Origin of the sequence: Bradyrhizobium sp. AZCC 2289 (assembly GCF_036924615.1) — a bacterium.
In the GTDB taxonomy this organism is placed as follows: Bacteria; Pseudomonadota; Alphaproteobacteria; order Rhizobiales; family Xanthobacteraceae; genus Bradyrhizobium.
Genome location: NZ_JAZHRY010000001.1, coordinates 2804787 through 2824526, shown reverse-complemented (window position 1 = coordinate 2824526; position 19740 = coordinate 2804787). Strand labels below are relative to the sequence as shown.

14 protein-coding genes are annotated in these 19740 nt (G+C 59.5%); 6 read left to right on the top strand and 8 right to left on the bottom strand.

The features are described from left to right. Position 1 precedes the first annotated feature (1 nt). Entirely contained in the window at positions 2-847 is an 846-nt protein-coding gene (locus tag V1289_RS13660; RefSeq protein ID WP_334397433.1) for a fumarylacetoacetate hydrolase family protein, read from the bottom strand. A gap of 125 nt (positions 848-972) precedes the next feature. Next, positions 973-1698 (bottom strand): polysaccharide deacetylase family protein, encoded by a 726-nt coding sequence (locus V1289_RS13655; RefSeq protein ID WP_334397432.1) that lies wholly within the window; start codon positions 1696-1698, stop codon positions 973-975. Positions 1699-2092: 394 nt separating this feature from the next. Between V1289_RS13655 and V1289_RS13650 the strand changes: the two genes are divergently transcribed. The 3 genes from V1289_RS13650 to V1289_RS13640 all read left to right on the top strand — a co-directional run bounded on the left by V1289_RS13650 (position 2093) and on the right by V1289_RS13640 (position 6053). Further along, on the top strand, positions 2093-3112 hold the full coding sequence (locus V1289_RS13650; protein WP_334397431.1) for a LysR family transcriptional regulator: 1020 nt from the start codon (positions 2093-2095) through the stop codon (positions 3110-3112). A gap of 660 nt (positions 3113-3772) precedes the next feature. After that, positions 3773-3988: a hypothetical protein gene (locus V1289_RS13645; protein ID WP_334396559.1), complete on the top strand. Its 216-nt coding sequence runs from the start codon at positions 3773-3775 to the stop codon at positions 3986-3988. Continuing rightward, positions 3978-6053: a recombinase family protein gene (locus V1289_RS13640; protein ID WP_334396560.1), complete on the top strand. Its 2076-nt coding sequence runs from the start codon at positions 3978-3980 to the stop codon at positions 6051-6053. The genes V1289_RS13645 and V1289_RS13640 overlap by 11 nt, the downstream gene beginning before the upstream one ends. An 11-nt stretch (positions 6054-6064) precedes the next feature. Here the strand turns inward: V1289_RS13640 and V1289_RS13635 are convergent, their stop codons facing one another. After that, positions 6065-6886 carry an integrase core domain-containing protein gene (locus V1289_RS13635; protein ID WP_334397430.1) on the bottom strand — a complete coding sequence of 274 codons (822 nt, stop codon included), beginning with the start codon at positions 6884-6886 and terminating at the stop codon, positions 6065-6067. 366 nt (positions 6887-7252) lie between these two features. Here V1289_RS13635 and V1289_RS13630 point away from each other — a divergent pair, with 366 nt between their 5' ends. Next, a complete protein-coding gene (locus V1289_RS13630) occupies positions 7253-7630 on the top strand; it encodes a DNA-primase RepB domain-containing protein (protein ID WP_334397429.1) in 378 nt (125 codons plus the stop codon). 188 nt (positions 7631-7818) lie between these two features. Here the strand turns inward: V1289_RS13630 and V1289_RS13625 are convergent, their stop codons facing one another. Next, on the bottom strand, positions 7819-8724 hold the full coding sequence (locus V1289_RS13625) for an XRE family transcriptional regulator (RefSeq protein ID WP_334397428.1): 906 nt from the start codon (positions 8722-8724) through the stop codon (positions 7819-7821). Between the two features lie 1266 nt (positions 8725-9990). Between V1289_RS13625 and V1289_RS13620 the strand changes: the two genes are divergently transcribed. After that, positions 9991-15510, top strand: coding sequence for a trifunctional serine/threonine-protein kinase/ATP-binding protein/sensor histidine kinase (locus tag V1289_RS13620; protein WP_334397427.1), 5520 nt, complete (start codon positions 9991-9993; stop codon positions 15508-15510). Positions 15511-15614: 104 nt separating this feature from the next. Here the strand turns inward: V1289_RS13620 and V1289_RS13615 are convergent, their stop codons facing one another. Further along, entirely contained in the window at positions 15615-15998 is a 384-nt protein-coding gene (locus V1289_RS13615) for a hypothetical protein (protein WP_074274408.1), read from the bottom strand. On the opposite strand from V1289_RS13615, the gene V1289_RS13610 reads away from it, so the two are divergent. After that, complete coding sequence (locus V1289_RS13610; protein WP_334397426.1) at positions 15997-16569, top strand: hypothetical protein; 573 nt, start codon at positions 15997-15999, stop codon at positions 16567-16569. The genes V1289_RS13615 and V1289_RS13610 overlap by 2 nt on opposite strands. On the opposite strand, the gene V1289_RS13605 is transcribed toward V1289_RS13610, so the two are convergent. The 3 genes from V1289_RS13605 to V1289_RS13595 form a co-directional block, all read right to left on the bottom strand. Next, complete coding sequence (locus V1289_RS13605; RefSeq protein ID WP_334397425.1) at positions 16538-17749, bottom strand: site-specific integrase; 1212 nt, start codon at positions 17747-17749, stop codon at positions 16538-16540. The genes V1289_RS13610 and V1289_RS13605 overlap by 32 nt on opposite strands. Positions 17750-18631: 882 nt before the next feature. Then, a complete protein-coding gene (locus V1289_RS13600) occupies positions 18632-18916 on the bottom strand; it encodes an SDR family NAD(P)-dependent oxidoreductase (protein WP_334397424.1) in 285 nt (94 codons plus the stop codon). Positions 18917-18945: 29 nt separating this feature from the next. Continuing rightward, entirely contained in the window at positions 18946-19728 is a 783-nt protein-coding gene (locus V1289_RS13595; RefSeq protein WP_334397423.1) for an SDR family oxidoreductase, read from the bottom strand. Positions 19729-19740: the final 12 nt, after the last annotated feature.

The window sequence follows — 19740 nt, the reverse complement described above, 5'->3', positions numbered from 1 at the left end:
GTCACTCGCGTTCCGCCAGCGCTAGTTGTCGCTGTTCACCCAGGCCCTCGATCGAAAGGACCATGACATCACCGTCCTTGAGGTAGATCGGCGGCTTGCTACCGTGACCGACGCCTTGCGGGGTGCCCGTGCAGATGAGGTCCCCCGGCTCCAGCGACATGAATGAGCTGAGATAACTGATCGCCTCGGCGACGCTGAAAATCATGTCCGAGGTGTTGCTGTCCTGGGCGATCCTGCCGGAAACCTCGCATCGCAATTGCAGCGCCTGCGGATCTACAATCTCGTCGCGCGTCACAATGTAGGGTCCAATGGGACAAAACGTGTCCGCGCTCTTGCCTTTGGTCCACTGACCTCCGCGTTCGAGTTGGAAGGAACGCTCGCTCACGTCGTTCACGACGCAGTATCCCAGGATGTGATCGAGCGCGGCGCTCGCTGGTATCTTCTTCGTCGGGCGGCCTATGACGACGCCTAGCTCCACTTCCCAATCGCATTTGCTGGAATTGGCCGGCAGGATAACGGGATCGTAGGGTCCCGAAAGCGAGCTCGGCGCTTTGAGAAAGATCACGGGCTCGGTGGGTATGGCCATCCCGGCTTCCACCGCGTGGGCCTTATAGTTCAGCCCGATGCAAATGATTTTTCCTGGTTTCGAGAGGGGGGCGCCCAAACGGGTGCCCGCAGGGCAGGTCGGCAGATTGTCTGTTGACCAGCTCGACAACGCTGCCGAAAGCGAGCCTAACGTCGCCGGATCAAAATCGGCGACAATCGAAGCAAGAGATCGGATATTGCCGACACTATCTATCACACCTGGCCGCTCGAAACCCTTCTCTCCGTAACGCACCAATTTCACGTTTGTCTCCTCGTAATATCCAAGGCGGACTCTGGCGTTGCGCTTGTCGGAGCGATCGACACCGCGAAGCTGATGATAGCCGCGCCACTTGTTCCGCCTGCTTTCACCGCTTGCGGCTTACATGTTCAATTGGCGAGGGACTGAATGTCGAAGCAGATGTCTCCACGCCTGATCGGAACGCAGTCGGGAGAAAACTCCTGAAGGAACTCATGCCCCTGCTCTTTTGCAAGTGACATAAAGCGGTCCAACTGCAACATCGAGCGGACGTCGACGCCGTCGGGGTACCCGTAAATGTCATGCAGAACGATCGTCGTCCAAGGCCTGGTTGTTAGCTCAGACAACGCCCGGTTCACCCAGGCATCGGCATGCTCCCAATCGCGGGGAACGGAATTGAACAACACGCACGTTATTTTAGCGTCCGACATCTTCCGAATATCGGCCTTCCTGAACAGCTGATGGTCGATCAAGCCGGCGTTGCAGAAGGGACGAAACAATCGATCGGGATGGGCAAGGTCGCCAAGGGCATCGAAGGTGCGCGACACTTCGTCGTCGAAGAAGCTGTCTGTCGGCGCATTCCCCAAGGAGATACGATGAGTGAACGAATGGTTCCCAATCCAGTGACCTTCCGCACGCGCGCGCTCCACGACCGCCCTGGCACCCGGTCGCTCCAGATTCCTTCCTATGACAAAGAACGTCGCTTGCACGGCTTGCTTTCGCAACACGTCCAAGACGAGCGAGGTCATTTCCGGTTCAGGTCCGTTGTCGAAGGTAAGCGTAACTCGTCCCATAATTGCCTCTTGCTTCAGGATGCGTTTGCCAGTGGGCGCCGAAGGGGTTGCAGCCGATGCCAAGGGTCAGCTTCAACCCACGCGACGGGGACCATGACCCTTGCGGCGTGCGTCATCGACGCCTAGCAGTTAAGGCTGCCCTGGCATTTGTTTTTGTCTATGCCTTAACCCGGACGGTGCGCCCCAAGCGACTTGCTACTACCCCCGCCCCGCCCACTAGGTATTCAGCCGCTCACGGAGCGCTCATCGGCCAGATCCCCCACTCAAAGCCGTCTTCGTTCAGCGAGCTCGAACAGAACAGCCCGCTTTTGCCTGGGTTTAACCTCGAAGTCCCTTTTGACAGAGGAAAAAGCTACCATGCGGGGCGGTCGAGCTAAAATTGATTTTTTAATAGGATGACATAGATGATTGACTATGTGTGACGGCTTCCGCCGATGTGCTCGGAATTGGAAAGAACATGACCCTTACCCAGCTGCGTTACGTATTGGCCGTTATCGACCACGGAGGCTTTGGGCGAGCGGCTGAGCATTGTCACGTGACCCAACCGACAATGAGCGCGCAGATCAAAAAGCTGGAGGACGAGCTTGCTGTCCTGTTGTTTGAGCGCACCGGGGCGGGCGTCCATGTCACGCCGGTTGGACAACAGATCGTTCAATGCGCGCGGGCTTTGATCGAGCAAGCGCAGGCCATCAAAAGTGTCGCGCGTGGCTCGGGTGGGCTTCCTGCAGGTTCGGTTCGACTGGGTGTCGTTCCCAGCGCTGCTCCAGCACTTCTAACGACAGCGATCCGAGCGGTCCGAGAAAAATTCGACGGCCTGAAGATCGACCTACAGGAAGGCAGTCCGGTTGATCTCATCGCGCAGCTCAAGAATTACGAAATCGACTTGATCATCGGCCCGACCCCGACCGAGGAGCCGGGCCTTAGGTGGCTCCCGCTATTCTGGGAGCCATATATTGTCTCCTGTCATGGGTCCGACGCGACGAAGGATTATTCTCGACAAAGCTTTCTCGAAAGCGGGATTCCCAGCTATTTGCTTGATGAAGGGGGTGCCGTTGAGATTTTTGCAAATGGCGGAACGACGAATCTGGGGGTTGGACTGCAAGATCATTTGGCCTGGAAATCCGAAAGAGCGGGGAACGTTGCAAGCATAGCAACACTCAATGCGCTGCTATGCAGCAGCGAGTGCGTCGTCATCGCACCGTTCACCGCCACCTTGATGATCGCAGGGACAGGTGTATCCCGAATGCGACTTGGTTCGCCTAATGTGGGCCGAACACTCGGCTTCGTTTGGCGAACCAGTTATCCTTGGACGCCACGTTGCTATGACATCTACGATATCGTTCATGCCAATCTGCCGGATGGCGTCGTTGCCTTTGAGAAATTTGGTCAAGCACAAATCACGCTTGGCCTCAAAGATGGCAGTTCGGACCGGGATCAACGCACGAAGCATGCAAGAATCTCTGCTCACTCCGCGTAATGTGGATTCCAGGGATCGCGAGCGATCTGCACGAACTCTTCATGCCGTCACCTTCATCAACCTACTCGACTTCACCAAAGTCGACCTGCTGGGCTTCTCCCTCGGCGGTTGCGTCCGCAAGCCAAGGCGCTGATCACCTATCCAATGTGTATTCTCCCCTGTCACTGTCGTAAATCAAATCCGAACATATTGGTGGTGTAACCCGCCGAGAACTGGGCGACAAAGAATGCTTCCGGCCCGTTCGACGGCGCGCGAAACCGGCGCGTCCTTCTTCAAGGATAGATGCGTGCGTACCTCATTGTACAACACGACGACGGAACGCCCACGGGATCGCGGAGTACGAGCTTCTTTATCCGTGGCATCCTTGGGCCGGCTGCCTGGTCCATATTCATGAGGTGGTTGAGAAGGCTGGCAGAGAGGTTTTCCGTTGCAGCCTCTCTGGTCGGGCATCTGCGCGATGGCTGGAGATTCCGGCCTGGATGTTCGATCGGGCGGCTCGCGCGACCTGGCGTGTTGGCGCCACTCCCTATGTTGAGCTTGCGGTGCTCACCGCCTTGGCAACGCTGCTGCAGGATGTGACGTCGGTTTCGGGCGCACCATCGCAATTGCGGAATTCCAGCGCAGCATTGGGCTCTCACGACGCGAATCGGGGAGATGTCCATGCCGCGCCCGCCTACCGCTCACCGCCATCCTCACAGCAATGCACGTCAGTTCGATCTGTTCTGCGATCCGCCCACCGCCGCGGCGCAGACGCCGCAATGGCAGGCGTTGCCCGCCGAGACGCGCCATACGCTGACGAAGCTGATGGTCCGCCTGATCTTCGGCCACGCCGACGGCGACCTCCGGCAAAGGGAGGAGATGCGTCATGATGTCTGAGAAGATCAGGCCGCATCATCTGGAGCGCAAGGCGATCCTGTATGTACGGCAGTCCTCCGCCCATCAGGTTCTCCACAATCGCGAGAGCAGCGCCTTGCAATATGCGATGCGCGATCGTCTGACGGCGCTGGGCTGGTCTCGCATCGAAACGGTCGATGACGATCTCGGGCGCTCGGCGGCAGGCGGCGTCGCGCGCGCCGGCTTTGATCGAATGGTGGCCGAGGTCTGCCTGGGCAAGGTCGGTGCGGTCGCGGCGCGGGAAGTCTCGCGTTTCGCCCGCAACAGCCGTGACTGGCAGCAGCTGATCGAGATGTGCCGCGTCGTCGATACCGTGCTGATCGATCAGGAGACGGTCTATGCGCCGCGTCAGGGCAACGACCGGCTGTTGCTGGGATTGAAGGGCAGCCTCAACGAGTACGAGCTCGATCTTCTGCGCCAGCGTTCGCTGTCGGCCCGCTATGAGAAGGCCCGGCGCGGCGAACTCATCGTCGCTGCCCCGGTCGGCTTCGTGAAGGTCGGCGACAGGCTCGAGAAGGATCCCGATCGCCGTGTCCAGGAGGCCATCATCCTCGTCTTCGACAAGGTGGCCGAACTCGGCAGTGTCCGGCAAGCCCTGCTCTGGTTCATCGAGCATGGGCTGGACTTGCCCGCCAAGCGCCATAATGGTGACGTGGTCTGGCGCAGGCCGCACTATACCACCATCCACCGGATGATCGAGAACCCGATCTACGGCGGCGCCTACGCCTATGGTAAGAGTCGTGTCGCGACAGGATATGATGCAGCCGCAGGCGTGATCCGACCCAGGAGCCGTCGTAAGGCGCGAGCCGAATGGCTGGCGCTGATCCCAGGCGTCCATGAGGGTTACGTCAGCTGGGAGCGGTCGGAGGCGATCCGCAAGATGGTGAGCGACAACTTGCCCACAGGCCGACATCACGGAGCGCCGAAGCACGGCGACGCTTTGCTCGCCGGCCTTGTCCGCTGCCGGCGTTGCGGACGCAAGCTGACGGTCCGCTACACCGGCGCCAAGCATAACATTCCGCGCTATTCCTGTTGGCGGGGTTCGCTCGACAATGGCGAGCCACGCTGCATCGCATTCGGAGGATTGCGTGTCGACGACGCCGTCGAGGAAGCTCTTCTGCGGGTTGTCGAACCGGCAGCGATAGCTGCGGCCGTCGAGGCCGAAGCCCAAGCGGCCAGCCGCCGCGATCAGGTTCGTGATGCGCTGGCGCGCGACCTCGAGGCGGCGCGCTACCGCGCCGATCGGGCATTCCGACAGTATGACGCCATCGATCCGCAGAACCGGCTGATCGCGGCGGAACTGGAGTTGCGATGGAACAGCGCGCTCACACGTGTAGGCGAGATCGAGACCAGGATTGCCGCGCATGATGCCTCGACATCGGAACCATCACGCTCGCCAGGACACGTCGCCGCGCTGGCCGCTGATCTCAAGGCTGTCTGGTCGGCGCCGCCGACCGACGCGAGGCTCAAGAAGCGAATCGTGCGCACCGTCATCCACGAGGTGGTCGCCGATATCGATGACGAAGCGTCAGAGATCGTTCTCCTGATCCATTGGATGGGCGGCGTTCATACCGAACTGCGCCTGCCGAGGCGTCGCCGCGGACAGCGCAACAGCATCTCCGCCGACATGCTCGCCGCCATCCGCCAGCTGGTTCTCATCGCCAATGATGATCTGATTGCCGGCATCCTCAACCGGAACGGCCTGGTGACCGGCCACGGCAATCGCTGGACACGGGAGCGGGTCACCGCGCTCAGGTCGCATCATAAGATCCCGGTCTTTCGACCGGTGCCGGATGGGAACGAGCCATGGCTCAATCTGAACAAGGCGGCGGGTTTGCTCGGAATTGCACCGAAGACGCTCAGGCTCGCCGCCGAAGCGGGCGAAATCGAAGCGGGGCATCCCCTGCCGGATGGTCCGTGGCTCTTCCGCCGATCAACCCTCGGCGAACCGGCCGCTCAGCGCATCGTTCATCGCGCGAGGCAGAACCCCAATCACCCCACGGGATCGCATCCAGATCGGCAAAACCTCTTCTCTTCAATCGCGTAGACGGATGGGTGTTATGAAACAGGATTGTAATATTTCAGGTAAGACAGCAGTACGTGACGGAGGTGCCGCTCTCCGAACACAACAACGTGGTCAAGGCATTCCCGTCGGATCGAACCGACCAGCCGTTCGGCATATCCATTTTGCCACGGGGAGCGTGGCGACGTTGGTCGGTCGCGAATGCCCATCGATCGAAGTCGTCGGATGAAGACATTGCCATAGGCCCGATCGCGATCGCGGATCAAATAGTGGGGAGCACGTTCCCAGCCGAAAGCTTCCGTAATCTGATTTGCAATCCATTCTGCGGTCGGATGCGCTGTGACGCCGAGCCATACGATCTGTCGTCGGCCGTGCCCCACGATCAGCAGTCCATAGAGCAGACGAAACGAGATTGTCGGCACGACGAACAGATCCATCGCGGCGATGCCGTCGGCATGATTGCGGAGGAACGTCTTCCAGCCTTGGGACGGCGGACCTCTTCGCTTGGCCATATATTTAGCCACGCTCGTCTGTCCGATCGCGATGTCGAGCTTCAGCAGCTCTCCATGGATCCGTGGCGCTCCCCACAGTGGGTTGGCGATGCTCATCTCGTGGATCAGTCTGCGCATTTCCAGCGAAACTGTTGGCCGGCCACCGCGAGGTCGCGACTTCCAGCGCCAGTACAAACGGAAGCCGGCACGGTACCATTTGATTACGGTCCCGGGCCTAACAATCGCAAGCGCATCAAGAACGCGAGGGAAGACGCGATAGAGACCAACGAACACCAATCGGTCGATGGCACAGAAGGTTTGTTTCTTGGGGGCGGTTCGTCGCAGAACAATGATCTGCTGCCGCAACGCTAAAATCTCTGCCTCGATCGCTACCCGCGACCGAAACAGATCGACAACAGCCCAGACAATGAGCCTGACAAGATCTCTCATTACAGATCAGCATCGCCCGATTCTCGGTCAACCGCCAGCCAATAGGTTTGCGACAGGGACAACCGGCAACTCGTCGCCGAGTCCGCCGATGGTGAACTCCTTTTCGAGCCTACGCAAAATTGCGGACCTCGCCGGTGTCGAGATGCACGGAGATCCCACAATCGAGCAAGTGCTTCGCCAGGTAAGGGCGTTCGGATGTGACCGTGTAGAGATCGGAGTGTTGCCCCCAAGCATCGAAAAGACCTCCCTGCAAATCGGATTCGGTCGTTCTCGCAGGCACAATTGGCCGATCCGAAGACGGTCAAGTGGCTCAAGCGGATGAACCTTCTGGATCACGATATTTTTGTACGTCCGGCCGCGCGCAATGATGGATGCGTCGAACCTTTGGTTCTGATTGACGATCTATCAAAGGAGGCGGTTCAACGACTGGAGAAGGCCGGACTCCCGCTGGCCATCTTGATTGAATCGAGCCCCGCAAATTTCCACGGTTGGGTGAGGATCAGCGATGGGCCGATATCTCAGGCGCAGGCGCTACGCGCGGCGCGCATTCTTGCGGCCGATTTCGGCGGCGATCCGGGTGCTGTTGGAAGTCGTCAATTCGGTCGCCTCGCGGGGTTTACAAATCGGAAGTGCCCTTGTTTGGATCATTCATCTGGATGACAAGGTACCGGAAGTCGGCATAGCCGGTGGCCCCGTCTAGGCACGCTTCCCAGCAGGATGCCGGAGAAAGTTTACCCGGCCCGCCCGCGGCTGCTTCGTGCTCATCAACCGATTGCAATCGGATTTAGTGGCCGCTTGATCGCCTACGGCGTCAATCGGCCCGGTAATGACCCCCGGGAGCCTAGCTTTCAATCACGCGACAGCCTGATCTGCTTGCCAACGTGCTCCCGCCAGAGGCCAAGCCGTTTGATTCGATAATCAACCAACTCAGACGACGTGCCGAACACCCGCGCTATTTGCTCTGACGAGCGATTCTTGCTGACGGCATCGATCATAGCGGCCTTAGGCAAGAGGCTTGCCGAGGCAAGATAGTAAGCGTCGTGCTCTTCCTTCTCGTCGTAGGTTCTGCCGTAAGCCTCAGCCACCCGGGCGATCCTCGTGAGCTTGTGGCCGAGCAGGATGTGCCACAACTCTTCCAGCACGGTCACCCGTTGGCGTTCGACGGTGTGGCTGTCGTTCAAGAGAACGGCCCAAGTCTCGTCCTCGGCATCCAGCGGCACACTCATCGCGGACCATTCGCTGCCAGCGTCCCTCCGAAGCTGCCTTACGGTTTGGGCGTCCAAGCAGTTTGTCTTCCCGACCGGAATCATCTGTACGCCTTCAACCTCGATCCGAAGACTGTCCAGCGGCTCATCGTGCGCCAGGCCTAGATCCGCTCTGAACCTCTCTGCAGTCTTTTCGAGTTCTTCCTTCGATAGCGAAACGGCCGCGGCAGCCGACTTATCATTCATATCGCGCTGACCTTTCCGGCGGCCCTGGGCTCCCATCGATTGCCGTATGCAGTCGGCCGCCTTCAATAGCGTGCGCACGGTCGAGGACTGGACGTTTTTCCCCGCCCTGAAATGCACTAGCGCGAGGTTCTCAAAGCTGAGCCCGGCATCCTCGGCATCTGTACCAAGCCACTGCAGCAGCCGGATCTTTGAATTGTTATCCGGTTGTCCTTCTCCGCGTTCAATACGCGCCAGCGTCGAGAAACTTACGCCTACGGCTTCCGACAGGGCGCGGATGCTGAGGCCCTCGGCCTCGCGTTTCATTTTGACGGCTCTGATGAGCCTTTCTTCGAATGTGGGCATCTTCTTCCGTGCGAATGACACGCCTTGACACACCGGCACCTGCGGCGCAGAGTGTGCGGGTGACACAGACTCGCACATTTCTGATTCCAGGGGAAGCCACCTTGGCGGCGGAGACTCGGGCCGTGTTGCAGCAGGTCGGCGCTGCCTTGGACGAACACCGGCCACTTGTAGTGCGCAACCAGGGCTTGGTGGCCCTAGGTCAAGAGTCCCCGAGAGCAAAACCAGCTAAGGAGAACGGCAATGAAGGAAAAGGAAAAAGAGGATCAGCATCGCGATCACGGGAAGGGGCCGCCCGACGACAGGGGGCACGGAGATCATGGTCGGCCGGTGCCGCATCACGGATCGGCGGCGACTTGCTCCGTGATGCCTACGAAGGCCAGGTAACACGCCTTGCCGAGGCGTACCCCACGTCCCAGGCCTTCCCTGACGATGACGGAATTTGGCTTCTCGCACGAAGCTCGATCATTTCGGGCTTAGTGCGCGAGGCCACGTTTCTCGTAGCCCTTCCGTACCGGTCAGGCCTTGGGCCCCGTGCTTGGGGTTTCTGGACCACCGGTGCCGAAACTGCGTGGATAGGGCCACGCCACACCAACTTCCGAGATGGTTCGATCTGCGCCTTCTCACCGGATGATGGGGCATGGTCCGAGGGCGGGGATCTCAGGACACTGCTGGACCTCTACAGCGTCTGGACGCTGCGCCATCTTCACCTGGAAGTTTTCGGCCGATGGCCGGGAAAGCAATACAGTTTCTTCGGCGCAGACCCGCGGGTGCAAGCGTATTACCGGCAGAGCGAGTGCCAGGATAACGAGCTTTGCGGCTGCGGCTCGGAAACTCGACGGTATTCCGAGTGCTGCAAGCAATCAGACCTGCGATTGAACTTCGTTGAAATCGCCGGACTTTTCCTGACCCACACTCAGGGTGGTTTCAATACCCGACGGCCGCCGACAGCAGTGGTGGGATTCGTTGAAGGTCGATCCGCTCTTCCAAGGATAGCAGAGGTCCATTTACTAATGGCTTCCCGCTGATTCCCATGCCCGCTCCAACGTCCGGACATGAACCGCGCCGAAGGTGCCATACCCCTCGCCGCTCGCCCCATAGCATCTTCACAGTAACAGACGGTCGCCAGACTGCCTGGTTATGGCAAACTTTTGCTCGGCTGGGCTAGATGGACGTAGTAAGTTGTCAGCCTGATAGCGGCCCGCTCGGCTTAATGGCGGAGGCCTGCAGTTGAAACTAGCTTCTCGCTTCAGCACTGAGGGAGATGACGGGTTCCAGGTCCTGTGGCAGGACGGGGACCGTGTCTTCTGCCGAGGATGGCACCTCGGCGCCGACGGAAGCCGCAGCACCGTGCTGGCGGTGTCGCCCGCCGCCGAGCATCCGTCGCCTGCCACTCTCGATCGCCTTACTCACGAATATGGATTGAAGGACGACCTGGACGGGACATGGTCAGCACGACCGCTCGAGCTCGTCTGCGAAGCCGGTCGGACCATATTGGTACTCGAGGATACCGGCGGCGAGCCGCTCGACCTGCGACTAGCCACACCGATGGACGTGGGACGTTTTTTGCATCTTGCGATCAGCATTGCTGTGGCGTTGGGCAGGCTCCACCAGCGCGGCCTCGTCCACAAGGACATCAAGCCGGCTAATATCCTCGTGAACCACGCGACCGGAGCGGTCAAGCTTACGGGATTCGGCATTGCGTCCCGCCTTCAACGCGAGCGGCAAGCACCGGCGCCGCCCGAGTTCATCGCGGGCACGCTCGCTTATATGGCGCCCGAACAGACCGGCCGGATGAACCGCTCGGTCGATTCCCGCAGCGATCTCTACGCGCTCGGCATCTGTCTTTACCAGATGCTCACGGGCGCGTTTCCCTTCACGGCGGCCGATCCCATGGAATGGGTCCACTGCCACACCGCGCGGCAGCCGATGGCGCCGAGCAAACGGCTGAAGGATGTCCCGGACGCGATCTCCAATATCATCATGAAGTTGCTCGCCAAGGCCGCCGAGGAGCGCTACCAAACGGCCGCAGGCGTCGAGGGCGATCTGCGCCGCTGTCTCGCCGATTGGGAGCGTCAGGGGCGCATCGACGACTTCCTGCTTGGGCAAGACGACATACCGGACCGACTGCTGATCCCGGAGAAGCTCTATGGGAGAGCGCGCGAGGTAAAAACTTTGCTCGCCGCTTTCGAGCGCATCGTTCAAAGCGGCGCGCCGGAGCTCGTGCTGGTGTCGGGATATTCCGGCATCGGCAAATCCTCAGTTGTCAACGAGCTGCACAAGGCGCTGGTGCCACCGCGCGGACTATTCGCTTCCGGCAAGTTCGACCAGTACAAGCGCGATGTCCCCTATGCGACGCTCGCGCAAGCCTTTCAAGGCCTGATCCGCTCGCTTCTCGGCCAGAGCGAGGCAGAGCTCGCGCGCTGGCGCGCCGAACTTCTGCTGGCGCTGGGCCCGAACGGACGACTCATGATCGACCTCGTCCCGGAGCTGAAGCTTATTATCGGAGAGCAGCCTCTCGTCCCTGAACTTCCGCCACAGGATGCGCAGCGCCGCTTCCAATTGGTATTCCGTCGGCTTATCGGCGTGTTCGCGCGTGCGGAACATCCCCTTGCGCTGTTCCTCGACGATCTGCAATGGCTCGACGCAGCCACGCTGGATTTGCTCGAGGATCTGCTGACCCGATCGGATCTGCAGCACCTGATGCTGATCGGCGCCTATCGCGACAACGAAGTCACTGCTGCGCATCCGCTGATGCGCAGGCTCTACGCCATCAAGACCGCCGGCGGAAAGGTAGCGGAGATCACGCTCGCGCCCCTCGTCCGAGAGCATCTCGGGCAGTTGATCGCGGACGCTCTTCGCTGCGAGTTGGAGCGCTCCGCGCCGCTCGCGCAGCTGGTGCACGAGAAGACCGGTGGCAATCCTTTCTTCGCGATTCAGTTCATTTCTGCCCTAGCTGAAGAGGGAATGCTCAGTTTCGACCATGATACTGCGCGGTGGTCCTGGCAGCTCGATCGCATTCACGCCAAAGGTTACACCGATAATGTGGTAGACTTGATGGTTGGGAAACTGGCGCGACTACCAGCCGAAACCCAGAAAGCGCTACAGCAGCTGGCCTATTTCGGTAACCTCGCTGAGGTCAGGACGCTTTCGATCATTCTCGGAGGCTCGGATGTGCTAGTCCACGCGGCTCTATCGGCAGCGGTCCGCCTTGAGTTGGTCGAGCGCCTTAACGGGTTCTACAAGTTTATCCACGACCGTGTTCAGGAAGCGGCCTATTCGCTGATTCCGGAAGCGTTGCGTCCCGCGGTGCATCTCCGGATCGGGAGGCTGCTCGCGGCGCACATCCCTCCCGAGAAGCGGGAAGAGGCAATCTTCGAGATCGTCAATCAACTGAACCGCGGCTCTCACCTCATCACATCGGTTGAGGAACGTAACCGAATCGCAGAACTGAATTTAGTCGCCGGCAGGCGTGCGAAGATCTCGACTGCATATGACTCGGCGCTTCGTTACCTCACAGCTGGCCGGGCGCTGTTGACCGAAGAGAGCTGGCATTACAACTATGAGCTCATCTTCTGTCTCGAACATCTTATGGCCGAGTGCGAACTACTGACTGCAAACATAACGGCGGCGGAAAATCGGCTTTCGACGCTGGCGCAACGTGCCATAGGGGGCCACGATTTGGCTCTCGTCACCCGCTTGCGTCTAACGTTGTACACTACTTCGGATCAGAGCGACCGCGGTGTCAAGGTATGTCTTGAATACCTGCGACGCGGCGGCACTAATTGGTCGCCGCACCCGACCAGAGACGAAGTATTGCGTGAATATAACCGAATCTGGTCTCAGCTTGGAAATCGGCAAATCGAGGAACTCATCGACTTGCCCTTGATGACCAACTCGGACGTTCTCGACACCCTTGAGGTTCTGGCCGAACTCGTCTCACCGGCGCATTTTTGCGATGAGAACTTGTCGTCGCTCGTCATTTGCCACATGGTTAATCTCAGTCTCGAACATGGCAATAGCGGCAGTGCGTGCTTCGCTTATGTAAGGTTTGCTATCATCGCCGGGCCGCGCTTCGGCAACTACAACGCCGCAGCCCGATTCGGCCGGCTCGGCTATGACCTGGTTGAGAAACACGGATTTAAGCGTTTTCAAGCTCGAACCTACATGTCTTTCGGAGATATCGTCCTCCCATGGACGCGACACGTTCAGGCTGGTCGTGATTTGGTACGCCGCGCTTTCGATGCTGCCAACGAAATGGGTGACCTCACGTTTGCCGCTTTCAGTCGCAACCACCTGATCACAAACCTTCTCGCGGCAGGCGATCCGCTCGTGGAGGTGCAAACTGAAGCTGAGAATGGTCTCGAGTTTGCGCGGAAGATTAGATTTGGCTTCGTCGTTGGCAAGATAGCCGCGCAGCTCGGACTGATCCGGACGCTTCGCGGGTTAAATTGGAAATTTGGATCCCTCAACAATGAGGAATTTGACGAGCTTCGATTCGAGTGCCATCTGGCAAACAACGCGGCTCTGGCAGAAGTTGACTGTTGGTATTCGATCCGGAAATTGCAAGCCCGCTTTTTTGCCGGAGAGTATGCTTCAGCCCTTGACGCCGCGTTGAGGGCGAAGCGGCTACTTTGGATATCACCATCACAATTCGAAACGGCGGAGTTTCACTTTTATGGCGCACTTTCTCACGCGGCATCCTGGCTTTCCGCGTCTGCGGATGAGAAACAGCAGCACTTCGAGGCTCTGACCGCTCACCACAAGCAGCTCGAGATGTGGGCGGAGAATTGCCTGGAAAATTTCGAGAACCGCGCCGCGCTGGTCGGCGCCGAAATTGCTGGCATTGAAGCCCGTGATGTTGACGCGACGAGGCTGTACGAACATGCCATCCGCTCGGCCCGCGCCAACGGCTTTATTCACAATCAGGCACTCGCTTACGAACTCGCCGGACGTTTTTACGCGGCGCGCGGGTTCGAGGACATCGCGCATCTCTACTTGCGCAAGGCCCGCTATTATTACTTGCGGTGGGGAGCCAATGGTAAAGTGCGGCAACTCGAAGAGATGTATCCGCACCTCCGGGAAGAAGAACGCGCTACCGCTCCGACGAGCACCATCGCGGCGTCGGTCGAACAGCTCGATCTCGGCACAGTGATTAAGGTCTTGCAGGCTGTCTCCGGCGAGATCGTGCTCGAGAAATTGCTCGATATGATCATGCGCACCGCAATCGCACAGGCGGGTGCCGAGCGGGGCCTGTTGATCTTATCAACAGAAACTGAGCCGCACATACGGGCAGAAGCCGCAACGCGCGGCGACTCGGTCGTCGTCCAATTGCGGGACCAGACGGTGACCGCAACGGAGCTGCCATCGTCGGTCCTGCACCATGTCTTGCGCACTCGGGAAAGCGCCATTCTCGACGACGCGGCCACCGAGCCACCGTTCGCCGCCGACCCCTACATCCGTCAGTTCCAAGCGCGATCCATTCTCTGCCTTCCTTTGATAGCCCAGGCCAGGCTCATCGGAGCGCTTTACCTCGAGAACAACCTGACCACCCGCGTCTTCGCGGCGGCGCGGATCGCCGTGGTGAAGCTGCTCGCCTCGCAGGCGGCGATCGCGCTAGAGAACGCCCGACTGTACCGCGATCTCGCCGAACGCGAAGCCAAGATTCGGCGTTTAGTCGATGCCAACATCATTGGCATCTTCATCTCCAGACGGGATGGAGACATTGTGGAGGCCAACGATGCGTTTCTCAAGATGGTGGGGTACGACCGAGAGGATCTCGCCGCCGGCCGTGTACGCTGGACCGACTTGACGCCGCCGCAATGGCTCGACAGTACCGCTGGCGCGCTAGAGCAGATAGACACAACGGGGGCGGCTCAAGCCTATGAAAAGGAGTATTTGCGCAAGGACGGCAGCCGCGTACCCGTGCTGATTGGCGCGGCAGCGTTTGACGAAGCCCGATACGAGGGGGTCACGTTTGTGCTCGATCTGACTGAGCGCAAGCGGGCGGAGGCAGCGGCACGCGAGGTGCAATTGCAGCTAGCGCGCGCGAACCGCGTCGCCACGATGGGTCAGCTCGCGGCCTCCATTGCCCATGAAATCAATCAGCCGATTGGAGCGGCGATCACTTACGCTCAAGCTGGCTTGTCCTGGCTCCGCGCCAAACCGCCAAATCTAGAAGAGGCTCTGCAGGCACTTAATCTTATCGTAGAAAGCGGCGTTCGCGCTGGTGAAGTCATCGACCGGATCCGCACTCTCATCAAAAAAGCGCCGCCCCGGAACGAGCGCTTGGACATCAACGAGGCGATCCGCGGGGTGATTGAGCTCACCCGGGGCGAAGCGGTGAAGAATGACGTCTCGGTGCAGACGGACCTCGCGCACGGCTTGCCGGTCATCGAAGGTGATCGGGTGCAACTGCAACAGGTTATCCTCAATTTGATCATGAATGCCGTCGAGTCAATGAGCAGCGTAAGCGACGGGACGCGAGAGCTGTTCATCACCAGTCGGAAGGCGGAGCCGGGCGGCGTACTCGTGGGCGTGCGAGATTCGGGTCCCGGACTGGCGCCGGCGACTCTCGAGCGCCTTTTCGACGCCTTCTACACGACGAAGCCCAGCGGTTTGGGGCTGGGGCTGTCGATCTGCCGTTCGATCATCGAAACTCACGGCGGCCGGTTGTGGGCGACCGCGAATGTGCCGCGTGGTGCCATCTTTGAATTCATCGTTCCTGCGTGCGCGGACATTAGATCGTGATTGGATCATTCGGTCCGTCCACAATCTTTGGTTCGGTGAACGCGCCAGCCCTGGCTGCCTGTCCCTGTCGGAAACCTAACCAAAAATATTTGAAATTTTTAGCGTCAACCGATGTTCGTCAATTGATGCGTCGGATATCCGAGGATGGTGCTTGTTCGGCCTGTGTCGCGATCAACGTAGATGAATGCCGGTCCGTCGATGCGATAGTGTCCCTTCCAACCGATCGCGAAGGTGGTATCAGTCTCGTCGATGTGGATCGGTTCGGGGTCTCCATCCCGGGCCAGTCGTGCAGCGAGTTGGTCGGAAGGGTCAAGCAGCCACGCATCGCCAGATTTGCTCGAGAACAGGATGAGCTGACCGATGCTGATCACGCGTCCGGTGTGGTCGGCTGCCCGACGCTGAATGTAACGGACCTCATCGGCGAGACGAAAGCTCTTGCCGTCCACCATGCGCTTGCCCGGTCCACGCTTGATGCCGGTGTTAGCCATGGAACTTTTCACCAAATTGTTCGGCGACTTGCTGCTGTTCGTTTACCATTGCTTCGACCGCATTGTCATTCACGGCTACCTCAGTGGGCTGTCACGGCCCGAACAGGTAGTGCACTTTTTCCGAAAGGTCGTTGGCATTCCTGTGGTCAGCAAAGAGATCTTGAGCCAGCGAACGGCCGACTACCAGAACTGGGTCGAGGCCTTCGCCCGCAATCATAATATCCCGATCGAGTGGGCCGAAAAGGGGGTGCGCAAGGAAGACTATGTGCTCCCCTGGCTACGCCGAATGACAAAGAGGAACGCCTATGGCGTTTATTTCATCTTCAAGAGTATGGAACAGGGCCCGACCTTCCGGGTCAGCGTGCCGAAGTATCCCACCAAGGATCCAAACCACCGCATCCTCGCCCGCCAGCGCAGCCGCTTCACACACGACTACTTCTATATCCGCGATGAAGTTCTCGGCCCCATGGTGATGCGTGTCGCAACCTTCTTCCCCTTCCAAACGACATATTACCTCAACGGCCACAACTTCACCCCCGTCAAAAGCCAATCTTGTCAATCCACCGCTTGAGCAGGGGCACGGGAAAGCCTTCGCCGTAGCCCGCCGCTACTGTTTTCTGTTCATGGCCTAGAATTGCCCAACGCAAATCTTCGGGGCAACCGGCCGCCCGCAGACGGTCCTGCGCCCGATGGCGCAGTGAATGAACGACCTTGCGACGGTCTTCGATACCTACCCCGTTCAAAAACCTGTTGAGGCGTTTCGACGCCGCGCGCGGGTCGCCGGGGAAAAGCCGCCCCTCTATCTTGCGCGGGAGGAACGGGAGCACGGCGGCCGGAAGCGGAACGCGGCGAAGCGACTGCGGTGTTTTCCGACCGACGATGACGTAGCGGCGTCCGCCCTCTTCCATTTCGCCGTCGATCTCAAATGCTTCCGACAACCTCATGCCGGTGGACGCGAGCACGCGGAATAGCAGTTGGTCGCCTTCGTCAAGCTGGTCAAGGTTCTGCTTCACGTTCCGGATATCGGCTTCGTTCAGCGGCAGTCGCCGTTGCTTATCGTCGCGTTCCGGTACGATGCTGCTAAACGGATTGAATTTCAGTGTCGCCTCATCAATTGCCAGATTGACCGCCGCCGTCAGCCATCCGACTTTTTTCTGAATGGTCGCGCTCTTTAAATCCTGCTTCTCGTAATAATCAACGAGCTTGCGACCGTCATCCCTGCTGGCATCCTTCAACGGCTTGCCATTGGTGAGTTGCTTGTAGAGCGCCCACACCGCCCGGGCTTCGCGCTCGTAATAGCCAGTGACGTTTTTGTGCTTCAAATAGGTTTCGATTAGAGCATCGTCCGCGCTCGTTGCAGTTCGCTGGCGTTGCTCTTCGCGGCGCACAACTGCCTTTTGCTCACGCAACGGGGGTAGCGCAACTGCGAACTCGCCATTCGGTTCCTTCCGCACGATAGCGCCATTGTGATTGAGGAATATCAGTTCGCGGTCATCCGCAACAATTCGCTCGCCGTCTGGCGTGATGTGTTCCTGCCCCGGCGCGAACCGATGACGCCAACTGACTTGGATACCTGGCCTTGCCTCCAACAGCCGCATCTTGTGCTCTTGGATGTAAGGCAACGCTAGGATTTCGGCTTGGGCGCGGTCCGACGTGCCGAGCGACTTTTCCGCCCGCTCCGGGCCTTGCAACCTGACGTACCAGTTGCGCGAACCATTGCGGAGAAACAGGTAGTCGATTTTGCGGGTCATGAAATCTCCCGCGACTTCGCGCGGGTCCGTTAGCGGCAGTCGCTAGCGGCAGTGTTTAGCGGCAGTCTTAGCGGCAGTAAAATGCTTTTCATTGCAATGGTTTACAATAGCTTTGGACCCGGCTAATCTCCCTCCCCTAGGGAGCGCCAGCAAACTCAGGCACTTAGGTAGCCATCAGCCGCGTTCGCTGAATAAGACGCTGGTGAACAGCGGCGAGCGCTTGCGGAATTTACTGCCGACATTAGCAGACCACACTCGGCGCGATGCCTCACTGTGGCTGGCGCATTCGCAAAAAATTTTCTCGTCGCCCCTTGGTGTCCGGAAATATTCAAACCGCCGCTAACTTGCGCTGTCGTACGCGAGCGCCCTCGGATGTTCGCATTGACGTTGCTCGTCGCACAATCAACCCTTGTCCTGTCGAGCTTTGTGCGAATAGGAGGGCCACGTGAGATACAATCGACGTGAGAAAACTGGCGGACAACAGTCACAAGTCGGTCTATCTGCTCCGAAAGCCGAACCGAGCACGATGCCATTCACCCAGCGGCTCACCTGCACGATTGACGATGCATGCGAAGTGACCGGCTTGGGACGCACGAAGCTTTACGAGTTGATAGGAACTGGGTGTATCGTCACGACAACGATCGGACGTCGGCGACTAGTAGTGGTGCGCTCACTTCTGGCGCTCCTTGACACCAACATGTCGAACTAATGGACGTGCGACTTAAGGGAGCAACCCCACTTTGAACGCGCTTTTCCTCTGGCACTCATTTTAATGACACGACCGTGCTCCCTTAGCCGGTCGAGCTCGTCCGCCCACCACTGAATCAGCCGCACGGCTCCTGCCAGAACTTCTCTAACGCCGCAAGCGAAACAGGGCCATCTTTACCGAGAATCTTCATTGGCGTGCCGACGCTGCGCAATTGACGAGACTGCACGGTGTCCTAAGTCCGACGCGATCGTTGCCACCGTCGTCTCGCCGGCTACAGCATCCGCGATGTCGATTGCAAACGCGCGTCCGCCGATGCGCTCGGCTACGGCGTTCGCTGCATCGCCATTGAGATCGAGCACGGCGACCTTCGCGCCGCCCTCGGCGAGCTTGATGGCGGTCGCCTCGCCGAGCCCCGATCCGCCGCCGGTGACGATCGCTACCTTGTTCTTCAGGTCCATGAGTTTTGCTCCTTAATTGTTGCAGGCTCTCATCCGGGCGCATAGAGATTGCCGAGACGCATGCCGCCATCACAGTTGATCGTGGTTCCGGTTACGAAGCTCGCCGCCTCGCTACATAGCCACGCCACCGCATTACCGATGTCGATGAGCTGCCCGAAGCGCGGCAGCGCCAAGGCGTCGCGAATGCGCTTTGCGAGTTCAGCGTCGGTCGCGAGACGCGCCAGGCCTTCGGTGTCGGCGATGGGACCGGGCGAGACTGCGTTGACCCTGATGCCTTCCACGCCCCATTCGAGCGCCAGACAGCGGGTCAGCATCTCGATTCCGGCCTTGGCCGAGCAGGCATGGGCTTGCATCGGCATGGCGCGCTCGGCCTGGGGGGCTGTGATGTTGACCAGCACCGCTCCCGGTCGCTTGAGGTGAGGATAAGCGGCCGAGAGCACATTGAAGGTATCGATGAGGTCTATGTCGATGACCGTCTTGAAGGCATTGGCCGACATCTTGGCCGCCGGCACGAAGAAGTTGCCCGCAGCACCCGATACAACGATGTCGATCGGTCCCTTGGCGTCGGCGATCTCGGTCATGATCGCCTGCATGGCGGTTGCCTCGCGTACGTCGCCGGCATGATGGGTCACGTCGAGACCATCGGCGCGCAGGGCATCGGCCGCCGCCGCGATTCGGTCCGGCGAGCGGCTGACGATCGCGATCTGCGCGCCGAGCGAACCCAGCCGGTGGGCGACACCCAGGTTGATGCCGCTCGATGCGCCCACCACGACCGCGTTGCGGCCGGACAGGCATTGGGGGTCAAGGGCCATGCATGGATATCC

Bases quoted from the DNA above. Each gene is read 5' to 3' on its own strand.
- V1289_RS13650 (WP_334397431.1), top strand. From the start codon at position 2,093: ATGACCCTTACCCAGCTGCGTTACGTATTGGCCGTTATCGACCACGGA.
- V1289_RS13645 (WP_334396559.1), top strand. From the start codon at position 3,773: ATGCCGCGCCCGCCTACCGCTCACCGCCATCCTCACAGCAATGCACGT.
- V1289_RS13640 (WP_334396560.1), top strand. From the start codon at position 3,978: ATGATGTCTGAGAAGATCAGGCCGCATCATCTGGAGCGCAAGGCGATC.
- V1289_RS13625 (WP_334397428.1), bottom strand. From the start codon at position 8,724: ATGAAACGCGAGGCCGAGGGCCTCAGCATCCGCGCCCTGTCGGAAGCC.
- V1289_RS13610 (WP_334397426.1), top strand. From the start codon at position 15,997: ATGGAACTTTTCACCAAATTGTTCGGCGACTTGCTGCTGTTCGTTTAC.
- V1289_RS13615 (WP_074274408.1), bottom strand. From the start codon at position 15,998: ATGGCTAACACCGGCATCAAGCGTGGACCGGGCAAGCGCATGGTGGAC.
- V1289_RS13605 (WP_334397425.1), bottom strand. From the start codon at position 17,749: ATGACCCGCAAAATCGACTACCTGTTTCTCCGCAATGGTTCGCGCAAC.
- V1289_RS13600 (WP_334397424.1), bottom strand. From the start codon at position 18,916: ATGGACCTGAAGAACAAGGTAGCGATCGTCACCGGCGGCGGATCGGGG.
- V1289_RS13595 (WP_334397423.1), bottom strand. From the start codon at position 19,728: ATGGCCCTTGACCCCCAATGCCTGTCCGGCCGCAACGCGGTCGTGGTG.